Below are 11,980 nucleotides of genomic sequence, written 5' to 3'. Positions count from 1 at the left end.
CCTAGATCAACCCTTTCAATCTTGCTAATAATAATCCGTGCGCAAGTTCACTATCTTTCCAAAGTCCCTGCTCAATGTTACGAAACGCTCGATCTACAGGAATATGAAAGGCTTGAATGGTCGCTTCTTTCTTCTCTAGCATTTGAGATCTGTATTCTACAATATCGTTTGTAAAATAAACATGCGTAACCGTATTACTCAAACACGCACTAGGCTGGATACTTCCTAAGAAAACGGTTTCTCCACACACGATGCCCGTTTCTTCAAGCAGTTCCCGTTTTGCCGCTTCCATCGCATCTTCATTTTCGTTCATTCCACCACCTGGTAGTTGAATGATAACTTGATCTACTGCAGCTCGATATTGGCTAATCAATATGAGAGAATCGTTCTCTAGAGCAACCATTACGGCGGCTTCAAAAGGAATCTCTTTTAGCGTGATACTTCCAAATTCATCCTCAAACACTTCAATCTCTTTATCTCTACTCTGATATACAAGTTCTTTTTTCAAGATTACCCCACCCTTTTACACCAGTTTCCTCTTAACATTATCCAAACTTGGAAACATTTTCAACTACGAGTTAACTGGTAATACCATCCAGTTAATAATTAAATGCACAGTGGAAATATTTTCTAATCGTTTGGTAAAATAATAAGATGGGAACCTTATCTCGTTTTTTTCGTATTGCGTGTGACTAGCTATGGAGGAGATTGCTTTGAAAAAGAAAATCGGCGTTACGTTTATTATACTTTCATTTGTTTTGTGGATCCTTATACCGGTCATACCTTTCTTATCCTTTAGTGCAGGTCTGAAAACTGCCATCGTGAGCGGACTATTTATTGGCGGAGAGGTGTTCTTTTGGCTCGGTGCACTATTAGCAGGAAAAGATATTGTAAAAATCTTTATCCAAAAATATTGGAGAAGAGGCCAAAAAGACGACGAACCATCTTAATTGGTTTGACGAAGAATGATGACTTGGTTTTAACAGCAGAATGAATAAAGTAGGTGGAGGAATGGAAGATCTGCTTCTTGGCTTTATTTATACATTTTTAATTGTTCTCTCGTTCCAAGCATTATTTACTAGAATACTAAGCAATGGCGTTAAATACCCTGCAAGAAGAATGATTGTTCTTGCCCTACAGTGCTTCGTCATCACTTGGCTTTTATACCATATGTATACGTAAAGCCCGTCAGCTATAGCTGTACAGGCTTTTTTCTGTGATCAATTGAAGGAATGGTTGCTGACCTCAAAATGAGAATACCAGAGATCATGTATAGAAATGATGCGATATAGAACAAGCTTCCAATCGTTAAGAAATCGATGAGATATCCTGTTAACATAACAGCGATCGCTCCCCATACACTTGTCCACAGATGATAGCTTCCGATCTTTTTCCCTGCTTGCACACCATGCGACTGCCTAGCCAAGACGGTTTTCTCCGAAGTTTTTTGTACTGCCCCTAGAATGCCCATTACAATCTGCACCAGATAAAGAGCAGTTACTGTTTCAATGATTGGTATGATCAGCATGATTCCAGCCATACCCCATGTATGCACCAGAATGAAGGTGCGGTCACCTAGTCGATCAGAGAGCCTGCCAATGATAGGATGAACAAGCGCGCCAGTCAATGCAAACAATCCGTAAGCTAATCCGAACTGCGAGTAGCTGTCACCGATGTTACGAATGAGAAGCAGATAGAAGGGAAAGACCATAGAGCTTGCTGTCATTAAAAGGCTTTGTGCTGTTACAAATGTGCGATAATTCATTGTGCATACACCTCATAAAAAAGATTTTTGAACCGCTCATCAGGATCGAGCTCCCGCTTTTTCTGAAAGAACTCATCGATACGGGGATATGCTTGTTTCAGTTGTTTTTTTGTCGGATATGAATAATAAGGTAAGTAATAGCTTCCATCGTGATCTAGCGTTACGTCAATCATCTTCTGAATGATTTTCTCTGTCTTTCTTATCTCTTTTTCAGAACGACCTTGATTGATCAATAGCACAAGAGCAAACATATCATCCTTCGCATAAGACAATACGGCATCCTCATCATGCTCGACGTACCGAATCGTAATATTTAATAGGTTTAAATCCTCTTTTCCTAACACCTTTCTTAGATCGTCAATATAATAAGCAAACTCATCAACAGGTACAAAATATTCTTGCAGTACTTCTGTTCGATTGGCGTTTTCATATTCCATGAACGTACTATCTGATCTCATTACATTATTTCTTGATTGATAGCTGCCATCGCTATTTTGAAAGTGTTTCTTTTGAGTCTCCCAAAATACATCTTTTCCCCAATCACTATAACGAGACATGCCTAACATGAACTTTGGAATTGCGACTTTTTCTTCTTCATTTAACGTTGAGTATCTAGTTAGCTTCTTTTGGTTATCTGCTAATACATAGTCTGTTACATACATTTCTCTTAAAAAGGTCTTAGGTGCTACAGATAAGCGAGCAAGGTGCATCTTAACGTTCTCATCGCTCTGAACGTTACTCTTAAAATGCTCTTCGTATGCTTTGTAGTCCATTGTGGATATGCGTTGTTCATACAGTTCATCCTCAGCCAATTGTAATGTGACATCGAGTATGACTCCAAAAAGACCGTAACCGCCTATTACATATGAAAAATATTCACTGTTTTCATCACGACTCACAGAAATGATCTCTCCATCTGGTTTTAACAAGCGAAAAGAATCCACAGTATCGATCAGAGAACCGTATCTGATATCCCGTCCGTGAACGTTGACACTAAGAGCCCCACCAACAGTAAATATATTTTGTGACTGCATAACTTGAATGGATAGACCGTACGGATTAATCTTCTTCTGAATATCAGCCCATGTAACGCCACTTTGAACCGTTATCGTTTTCTCTTTTGGGTTAAAATCTAGGATCTCGTTATAACTTTTCATATCAAGCAGCGTTCCATTTGGATAGACCGTATGCCCACCTTGACTATGTTGCATCCCAGCGATTGAGATCGTCTTTTCTTTTCTCACCCAATTCTGCAGCTCTTCAGTCGATTGCGTGCTTTTGACCTGTTTCATCTTTGTTGGCAAAAGCTTTCCCGCATCTTCAATGACCACTGTTTTCTGTTGAAGTGAATGGATAGAGGTACTCGTGTAAAAAGCGACCCCATATAATGAGATCCCAATTAATAGATATTTCCCTTTCATTACTGCACCCCTTTTTAAAATAAAGTGTAATTTTACACATTTATTATAAAATGAAACACACTCTAATGACAATAAATTTTTAATAAAAGTTACCTTTTGAATTTCTTAAAAGAATTTAGACGTTTCTCCATCTTAAAAATGGTGATTCGTACAAGCACTCTTTCAAGCATTTCATATAGTAATAGTGGGGGTGATACGATTGGGTAAAAAAAGAAAAGAACTATTAGAAGCATTGAATTCTCTAGGTGCGAACGGCACAGAGACAGAAGCTGAAGTGACTGCTGAAAACGGTGCTGAAGCTGGCACTGTTGAAACTTTACGCTCTCTTTTAGGTGATGGTCTTAAACGTAAGAAGTCTAAGAAAGCTCCTGCTGTAAAGTCTAAAAAGTCTTGTAAGAAATCCAAGAAATCTAACGGGAATGATTCCGGTGGAAATCCTGGTGAAATTCCTGGTGGAACTGCTCCTGACAGCTGTTGGGAATAATCAACATATAAAAAAAGCTCCCTCGCATAAGGGAGCTTTTTCATGAGCGTACTCTTAACTCAAAACTTTTGTTAAAACATTTTGTTTTAAATACGTAAGCGTTGCAGCTCCTAATAGACTGGCTGCAATCAATAAAGCGTCTTCATTTATCTTGAACTTCGGATGGTGATGCGGAAATACTTCTTCCCACGAATCATCAAGAGCTCCTGTGAAAAAGAATGTGCCTGGCACTCTTTCTAAGTAGTAGGAGTAATCTTCTCCACCCATCTGAGGTTCAATTTCTTCAAGTTCGATAACACCTGGAACTTTTCTTGCTACATCCACTACAAACTCCGTATCGTCTTTATGGTTTACTACTGCCGGATATCCACGTTTGAATACATATTCATAGGAAGCATCTGATGCAAGACATGTACCTTTTGCAATGCGGTCGATCTCTTGCTCGATGGCAACTCGTACTTCTTCCTTAAATGTTCGAACTGTTCCTGTTAGCTTTGCTGTATCTGCAATAACGTTGAATGCATTCTTCGCTTCAAACGCACCTACCGATACAACTGCTGCATCTAGTGGATTAACTCTGCGGCTCACGATTTGCTGTAGGTTTGAAACAAGCTGCGCTCCAATAACAATGCTGTCTTTTGTTTTATGAGGCTGAGCACCATGACCACCTTTACCTTGCACTTTTATAGTGAACGAATCGGCAGCAGCCATGACTGGACCTGTTCGATAACCAATCGTTCCTGTTGGCATCGTTGCCCAAAGATGTGTTCCGTAGATTACGTCCACACCATCAAGGCAGCCATCTTCGATCATCGCAATGGCTCCACCAGGGGCGAGTTCCTCGGCATGTTGATGGATAAATACGATCGCCCCTTCCACTTCGTCCTTCAGTTCTGTTAGAACTTTTGCGAGTACGAGTAGCGATGCTGTGTGACCGTCATGCCCGCATGCATGCATAACACCAGGTACTTTGGATTTGTATGGAGAATCATTTTCTTCCTGAATCGGAAGCGCATCAAAATCTGCTCGAAGTGCCACGGTCTTACCGGGCTTCCCACCTTTTAACGTAGCAACTACACCTCGACCGCCCACTCCCGTTCGCACATCTAATCCTAATTTACTATGATAGGCAGCGATAAAGGCAGGTGTTTCAACTTCTTCAAATGACAGTTCAGGGTTTTGGTGAAGATATCTACGGATCTCCACCATTTCATCTTGATAGTTCGCCAAACGGCTAAATAATTGTTCCATTCCTGTTCACTCCTCATCTAATCTACATTTTTATATATTCGCCAGGTCCTAGTGGAAGTCCTAGCACATACCAGATAGCAAATAAAATACACCAAAAAATCGTATAAGCGATCGTATAAGGAAGCAAGGAGGATATTAAGGTTCCCATCCCCATACTCTTATCAAACTTTTTCGCAAAAGTTAGTAGAATCGCGAAGTAGGCAAGCATCGGAGTAATCGTATTCGTGATCGAGTCCCCGATCCGATAGGCCATCTGTGTAAAAGCTGGACTATAATTTAAAGCCATGAACATCGGAACGAATACCGGTCCTAAAATAGCCCATTTTGCTGATGAACTAGCGATGAGTAAGTTCACTAGCGCTGTGAAAAGAATGAATGCGATCAATAATGGAAGTCCTGTAAATCCTGATTCTTTTAAGAAGTCAGCACCCGTAATCGCAATGATCGAACCTAAGTTACTCCAACTAAAATAAGCGATCATCTGGGCTGCAATAAAAGCAAGCACGATATAGTACCCCATACCGCTCATCGCTTTTGTTAAATGTTCAGCTACGTCTTTATCGTTTTTTAAGACCTTAGATCCAAATCCATAAGCCATTGCTGGAATAAAGAAGAAAAGAAGCATGATCGGAACCAAGGAATCCATAAACGGAGAATCAATAAGCTCACCTGTTTTCGCATGACGAAGCATAGCGCCTTTTGGAACGGTCACAAGTAGAATGATAATTGTATAGATAAAAAGAGAGATTGTTGCCCATTTCAACCCCCTTTTCTCTTCAGAAGTTAGAGCTTGTTTCTTCACTTCAAGATCCTCAGGAACTTGGTATTCACCGAGACGGGGTTCTACGATCTTCGTTGTTACCCAAACGGCTACTGGTAACAGTACAAAGGTTGAAGCAAGCATGAAGTAGTAATTCATAGCAGGGTTTGCTGTATACGTTTTATCTTGAAGATGAGCGGCAGATTCTGTGAATCCAGCAAGCATCACATCAAGCATACTAATGATGATATTCGCACTAAATCCGCCAGCAACTGCTGCATAAGCTGCTGCAAGGCCAGCGATCGGATGACGGCCAAGAGTGAGAAACACCATGGCTGCTACAGGAGGAAGGACAATTAAAGCAGCATCAGCGGCTGCGTTTCCTACAATTCCAATAAAGATGATAATCGGTAGGATAAGTGCTTTTGGTGAGGCTAATACGACTCTGCGCATGAATGCCGATATCAACCCTGTTGATTCAGCCAAACCTACGCCTAGCATAACTACGAGCACGAGACCGAGTGGCGGGAAGTTCACAAAGTTACTGACAAGTTCACTCAGCATTCGTATAATTCCTTCTTCGTTCAGAAGATTGACTGCTGTAATTTTTTCATTATTGGCCGGATTCACAGCACTCCAGCCTGCAACTCCTGCTATGAATGAACCTAGCAAGATAACGGCCGTAATGATCACGAACAAAGTAAGAACATCCGGTAGTTTATTTCCGTTCTTCTCTACCCAGTCCAACGCTTTATGAAAAAAATTCTTTTTGCTGTTACCTGGATCTGGTGAATTTGGTGAAGATACTGCTTTTAATGCTGATCGTGTCATGGATATCCTCCCTTTTTATGAATTTTCAGAAATATAAATTTCTTCACATTCTACCTTCTCTATCATTCGGTTTCAAGGGGTCATTTAGAACACTACTTTTGTACTAGATAAGTTCCCACATAAGGCATTATAGAGATGTAAGGGCTTTCCTTAGGAGCATATTCTTTCACTACCAAATTTACCAGATTCCATATTTTCGCTATAATATATACATTATTTTGCTTTTGAACATCGATTTTCAGATAAAGATAAGGGAGAGAATACCATGGATCTTTTATTAAAAGAAAGTCTAAAAGCAAGCTACAACGAGCAAGCAGATTCACGTGCTCAATCAGAGATTCAGAGTTGGAAAACCGACGAACTAAACGCTTTTATTGCGGCTCTAACATCTCATTCAAAGGATCACCAACCTACCGTTCTTGATCTTGGAGCAGGATCCGGTCAGCACGGAGAATACTTATCTCAACATCACATGGATGTGACGTGTATTGACCTCTCTCCTAACATGGTAGAAACGTGCCGTGCAAAAGGTTTAAAAGCAACAGTGATGGATTACTACACACTAAACTTTGATGCTGAATCTTTTGATGCAGTATGGGCGATGAATACGCTTCTTCACGTTCCTAAGGTCAGCCTGCCTGCTGTTCTTAAAAACATTCATACCGTTCTCGCTCAAGATGGACTTTTTTACATGGGTGTTTATGGAGGCAAAGATTCTGAGGGCGTGTGGCAAGAAGATTCGTATATTCCGAAGCGGTTCTTCTCGTTTTATACAGATGAAGATTTACTTGAAGTGGTAGCTCCTCTATTCGACGTACTGGATTTCCACATTGTTTCAGAAGCTGGACGAGGTATAGGTATGAACTTTCAATCCTTGCTTTTACGTAAGAAAGTAATCGTAGAGTAAATACAGCGTTGCTTCGAAAGATCGTTTGCTTGGCTAAAAGTCCGTACAAAAAAAGCTCCTCTGTTTGAGGGGCTTTTAAATTTCTCGCATATATCGAAAAGACACGTGTTTTTTGTTTCCTTCACTCCTCTTTTCTGACTGTTTTACAAATCCTTTTGCTTCATAAAAAGGAATGGCTTTTTCGTTATCTTTTTGTGCGGATAGCCATTGTTCTTTAATACCTAAATTTCTTTGATAGTTTGTGTAATAGTTTAACAGTTTTGTTCCAATCCCTTTGTTTCTCTTGTTTGGATCCATATAGAACACAAAAATTTCACCAGTTTGCTCACCGATCGTCCCACCGCCGATCGCACCTACCACTTCTCCATTTTCTTTTGCCACAAAGTATCCGTGCCAGCTTTCGCTGAACTCCGTTACTTCATTTAGTATTCGGTCTTCGTTATAATACTCTTTTATCACATCATTTACATACATCTCATCTTCTAAATACCCATATGTTGCCCGCCAACCTTCTGAGCAAACTCGGGCTATTCCTTTAACTTCTTCAGGACCCGCTTTCTTGAGCGTTAAACTCTCTGACACTACAATTTTAACCATCTTTTCACCCCTCTTTTTTCTTCTAAACACCCCTATTATAGCCCATTTTTGGTAAAATAGAGGTAGACAACTCAGTCAGTCATAGCTCATTTTGAAATGAGAAAGGCGGATGGTCATTTGACAAGTTTGATTACAAAAAATGAAGATGTTTTTAACATGCTCGATTCTCTTTTACGTGATGAAGGAGCGTTCTGGAACTCTTTCTATGAAGACAGAAATAAGAAGGTTCCTTTTTTTGTGGACGCACCTGATGAAAATCTCGTGAAATATATTGAACGTGGTCTGCTAAAGCCTGGTCGTGTGTTAGAACTTGGGTGTGGTCCTGGCCGTAATGCCATCTTCTTAGCTCAGCTCGGCTTTGACGTTGATGCTATAGATCTCTCAATCGAAGGACTGGATTGGGCTCGTGAACGCGCCATTGAAAAAGGCGTAGATGTAAAGTTTATACAAGGAAGTATCTTTGAGATGGATCTACCTCAAATGGAGTATGATCTTATTTATGATTCTGGCTGTTTTCATCATGTGCCTCCTCATCGTCGTGTGAGTTATTTAAATCTCTTAAACAACTGTTTAAAAGATGGCGGGCATTTCGCTATTACGTGTTTTGATGCTGTCTGTATGGGACTCGATATACCTGACATGGAAGTGTACAAAAACCGCTCGATGCAAGGCGGATTGGGTTACACGTTTGAACGGATGCGGGAGGTCTTCTCTGCTTTTGAAGAGATTGAAATACGCAAAATGAAGCATATGTCGCAGCCAGCAGATACATTTGGATTGCCCTTTTTGAATGCAGGGCTGTTCAGACGCTAAAAACACTTGGAGCATTGACTCCAAGTGTTTTTCTGATCGCTTTTATGCGAGCTAATATGAGGTGCGATTTAGGTTTATAGGCCATAGATTTGATTTTATAGTCCTTCAAAATGATTTATAGTCCTTTGAATTTTTTTATGGTCCTTCAAATTATTTTATAGGCCCTGCAGAATCGTTTATAGGCTTTTCGACAAACCTACAACGCCAAATCACAAACCAACTCCAAAACAAAACAAAACCAAACTAAAACAACCGGTCCAACACCATAAAATCCCGCCACTCTTCTGGCAGCATCTCGACATACTTTCTTGTTAGAAAACGATCATCTACTAAAACGAGCGTACCTCGATCTTCTTCTGACCGGATAACCCGCCCACCTGCCTGCAGTACTTTATTCATTCCAGGGTACACGTACGCGAAGTCGTAACCATTCTTACCTGCGCGCTGAAAATAATCCTTCATCGTATCGCGCTCTAACCCTACTTGAGGCAAACCAACACCGATGATGACAGCACCTGTAAGCTTATCTCCTTTTAGATCAATCCCTTCAGAAAAGATGCCTCCCATGACAGCGAACCCGACAAGCGATTTCTCACCTACCGATTCATAATGAGCTAAAAAAGCCTCTCGCTCTTCTTCCTTCATAGCAGGATGCTGAACGATAAGATGAAAATCATGATCTTCTTCTAACATTCGTTCATAGATATCTGTCATATAACGATAGGATGGAAAAAAAACAAGATAATTTCCCGGTCTGTTTACGACCAAGTCCTTGATCATACCGACGATCGGATCTATCGTTTTCTCCCGGTCACGAAAGCGAGTAGACAGAGGTTGAACGAATACATCGAGCTGTTCTTTTTCGTAAGGAGAAGGCATCCGGATGGTGTAATCGTCTTCCTCTCCTCCAAGCATCTCGCGAAAGTAAGAAAGCGGTGAGAGTGTTGCTGAAAAATAAATACGTGAGCCATATTTTTTACCTGTTTGAAAAAGAAGTTGAGAAGGATCCATACAGAACAGACGCACTCTGACTTCACTTTTAAACGTGGAGATGAAGGTTACGAAACGTTCATCATAAAACTGTGAAATCTTTACCCATTGCAGCGCTTCAAAAAAAGTCTCTAATAGTTGTTCGCTCTTATCACCACTAGCTAATAGCTGCTCTGCCTGTATTAAGAAAGCTTCTAGACTCTCAAGTAGTTTTTCCTGCAATTCAATGACAGCAACATCTTTATCTTCATGTTCTTTTTTTATCAAAAGAAGTTCCTGGTTAACGGCTTTTGCCGTATTCCAAACCCCATCATGCTTCCCCTTAAAATCACGTGCGAGTTGTAAGAATGAAGATTTCAGTATCTCTGCTGAATACATGCCCCGTGCTCTGTCTACAAGATTATGCGCTTCATCCATAAGAAGAACCGTACGCTTCTTTTGCTCTTCAAATAATCGTTTGAACGAGACTCTCGGATCGAAGACATAATTGTAATCACAGATTACACTGTCTGATGCATAAGCAAGATCCACAGAGAACTCAAACGGACAAACTTTGTGCTTCTGCGCGTAGTGTGAGATGACTTCCCGATCCATCACCGTCTCATTTTTCAAGATATCAAGCACCGCTCCATTGATCCTGTCAAAATATCCATCGGCAAACTCACAATACGATGGGTCACAACGCGTCTCTTCTTTAAAACAGACTTTGTCTTTAGCCGTGATGGTCGTGCTTTGAAGAAACAAGCCGTTTTCTTTCATCAACAAAAGTGCTTCTTCTGCATTCTTTCGGTTCAGTGTTTTGGCTGTTAAATAAAAAATCTTTTCTGCTTTCTCTTCGCCTATTGCTTTGACGGCTGGAAACAGAGTGGAGATGGTTTTACCTGTCCCCGTCGGTGCGTTTGCAAACAACGTCTTCTTATCCACGATCGTTTTATAGATAGCACCAGCAAAGTTACGCTGGCCATTGCGATAGGACGGGAACGGAAAAGTAAGGTCTCGTATACTGATATTCCTTTTTTGCTGATTCGATAGACGGAGCTCCGCAAAAGGTGCGTACGTCTTTATAAGTTGAAGCATGAAACCCTCAAGCTCTGTAAATGTAACTTCTTTCTGAAATTTCTTCTGCTCGCCAGAATCAACATGAACATATGTAAGCTGTACCGTAACTCTATCTATATCTTCTTTTTCCATGTATATATAAGCATAGACTTTCGCTTGAGCCCAATGGACAGGATATGTTTCGTCTGTTATCTCACTCAAGTTTCGCGCAGTGGATTTGATCTCATCGATCGTAACGGTATTATTACGCAAAAGAAGACCATCACATCGACCTTCTATCCAATATTCAAGATTCTCATAAAGGTAGCTCGTTTGGAGAAATACTTCTGCGAAATCACTCTCTTCATACGTTTTTTGTATCGTTTGATGAGCCTTCGTTCCTTCTACTAAGGATGAGGTGGACTTGAAGCCAGAATCGATACTCCCCGAACGGTAGGCATATTCAACTAGGGACCGAACAGAGATTTTAACAGCATCCATCATGTTTCACCTACCCTTCTTTCTCAATCTTCTATGTAAGAATTGTAGCACAACAGCTTTTCAGAAATAGAGGTTTCATGATACAAAAAAACAGCCCCCTTACTCAGAGGACTGCCTCACTACAGCATCATCATTTAGATCTGCCGTACAGCTTTGACATTTAACGGCTCTCAATGGAATCGTAGATAAACAATATTTGCATTCTTTTGTATCAGGCGCCTTTACTTCTTCTTTCTTTTTAAGACGATTGATCTGTTTTACTACTAAGAATATGACTAGCGCAATGATAAAAAAGTTGATCAGTGTGTTAATAAACAATCCATAATTAAGTGTTGCTGCTCCCGCCTTTTGGGCATCTGCTAAGGTGGCATAGTCGCCTTTGCCTAAATTTATGTAAAGATTGCTGAAATCCACTTTACCAAGTAATAATCCAATCGGAGGCATGATCACATCTTCAACGAGTGACGTGACGATTTTACTGAAAGCTGCTCCGATAATCACACCAATGGCAAGATCGATCACGTTGCCACGCATAATAAATGTTTTAAATTCGTTCCACATGTACCCTAATTCCTTTCTGTATGACTAGTATATGTATAACCATACAGCATCTACTTTCAAA

General features: G+C 40.5%; 13 protein-coding genes. 5 read left to right on the top strand and 8 right to left on the bottom strand.

What is annotated here, in order from left to right:
- Position 1: 1 nt before the first annotated feature.
- A complete protein-coding gene (locus ACOZ9X_RS12905) occupies positions 2-508 on the bottom strand; it encodes an NUDIX hydrolase (RefSeq protein ID WP_423418527.1) in 507 nt (168 codons plus the stop codon).
- Between the two features lie 205 nt (positions 509-713).
- On the opposite strand from ACOZ9X_RS12905, the gene ACOZ9X_RS12900 reads away from it, so the two are divergent.
- A complete protein-coding gene (locus tag ACOZ9X_RS12900; protein ID WP_423418526.1) occupies positions 714-950 on the top strand; it encodes a transporter suffix domain-containing protein in 237 nt (78 codons plus the stop codon).
- A gap of 61 nt (positions 951-1,011) precedes the next feature.
- Positions 1,012-1,182, top strand: a complete 171-nt coding sequence (locus ACOZ9X_RS12895; RefSeq protein ID WP_423418525.1) for a hypothetical protein — start codon at positions 1,012-1,014, stop codon at positions 1,180-1,182.
- A 10-nt stretch (positions 1,183-1,192) separates the two neighbouring features.
- Here ACOZ9X_RS12895 and ACOZ9X_RS12890 read toward each other — a convergent pair whose 3' ends face one another.
- Positions 1,193-1,765: an MFS transporter gene (locus ACOZ9X_RS12890; RefSeq protein ID WP_423418524.1), complete on the bottom strand. Its 573-nt coding sequence runs from the start codon at positions 1,763-1,765 to the stop codon at positions 1,193-1,195.
- Positions 1,762-3,186: an FAD-binding protein gene (locus ACOZ9X_RS12885; protein ID WP_423418523.1), complete on the bottom strand. Its 1,425-nt coding sequence runs from the start codon at positions 3,184-3,186 to the stop codon at positions 1,762-1,764. Before ACOZ9X_RS12885 ends, ACOZ9X_RS12890 begins: the two co-directional genes overlap by 4 nt.
- 199 nt (positions 3,187-3,385) lie before the next feature.
- On the opposite strand from ACOZ9X_RS12885, the gene ACOZ9X_RS12880 reads away from it, so the two are divergent.
- A complete protein-coding gene (locus tag ACOZ9X_RS12880) occupies positions 3,386-3,670 on the top strand; it encodes a hypothetical protein (RefSeq protein WP_423418522.1) in 285 nt (94 codons plus the stop codon).
- Between the two features lie 54 nt (positions 3,671-3,724).
- Here ACOZ9X_RS12880 and ACOZ9X_RS12875 read toward each other — a convergent pair whose 3' ends face one another.
- Entirely contained in the window at positions 3,725-4,921 is a 1,197-nt protein-coding gene (locus ACOZ9X_RS12875) for a M20 family metallopeptidase (protein WP_423418521.1), read from the bottom strand.
- A gap of 22 nt (positions 4,922-4,943) precedes the next feature.
- On the bottom strand, positions 4,944-6,512 hold the full coding sequence (locus tag ACOZ9X_RS12870) for an AbgT family transporter (protein ID WP_423418520.1): 1,569 nt from the start codon (positions 6,510-6,512) through the stop codon (positions 4,944-4,946).
- 265 nt (positions 6,513-6,777) lie between these two features.
- Here ACOZ9X_RS12870 and ACOZ9X_RS12865 point away from each other — a divergent pair, with 265 nt between their 5' ends.
- A complete protein-coding gene (locus ACOZ9X_RS12865) occupies positions 6,778-7,419 on the top strand; it encodes a class I SAM-dependent methyltransferase (protein ID WP_423418519.1) in 642 nt (213 codons plus the stop codon).
- A 75-nt stretch (positions 7,420-7,494) separates the two neighbouring features.
- Here ACOZ9X_RS12865 and ACOZ9X_RS12860 read toward each other — a convergent pair whose 3' ends face one another.
- Positions 7,495-8,016, bottom strand: a complete 522-nt coding sequence (locus tag ACOZ9X_RS12860; RefSeq protein WP_423418518.1) for a GNAT family N-acetyltransferase — start codon at positions 8,014-8,016, stop codon at positions 7,495-7,497.
- A gap of 96 nt (positions 8,017-8,112) precedes the next feature.
- Between ACOZ9X_RS12860 and ACOZ9X_RS12855 the strand changes: the two genes are divergently transcribed.
- Positions 8,113-8,829: a class I SAM-dependent methyltransferase gene (locus ACOZ9X_RS12855; protein WP_423418517.1), complete on the top strand. Its 717-nt coding sequence runs from the start codon at positions 8,113-8,115 to the stop codon at positions 8,827-8,829.
- Between the two features lie 243 nt (positions 8,830-9,072).
- On the opposite strand, the gene ACOZ9X_RS12850 is transcribed toward ACOZ9X_RS12855, so the two are convergent.
- Both ACOZ9X_RS12850 and mscL read right to left on the bottom strand, forming a co-directional pair.
- Complete coding sequence (locus ACOZ9X_RS12850) at positions 9,073-11,361, bottom strand: ATP-dependent DNA helicase (protein WP_423418516.1); 2,289 nt, start codon at positions 11,359-11,361, stop codon at positions 9,073-9,075.
- A 96-nt stretch (positions 11,362-11,457) separates the two neighbouring features.
- Positions 11,458-11,919 carry a large conductance mechanosensitive channel protein MscL gene (gene mscL / locus ACOZ9X_RS12845; protein WP_144702446.1) on the bottom strand — a complete coding sequence of 154 codons (462 nt, stop codon included), beginning with the start codon at positions 11,917-11,919 and terminating at the stop codon, positions 11,458-11,460.
- Between the last annotated feature and the right edge of the window lie 61 nt (positions 11,920-11,980).

This window comes from Fictibacillus nanhaiensis (assembly GCF_049537595.1).
Classification (GTDB): domain Bacteria; phylum Bacillota; class Bacilli; order Bacillales; family Fictibacillaceae; genus Fictibacillus; species Fictibacillus nanhaiensis_F.
Note: the sequence above shows the minus strand (reverse complement) of the source record. Positions and strands in the feature narration are given on the sequence as shown.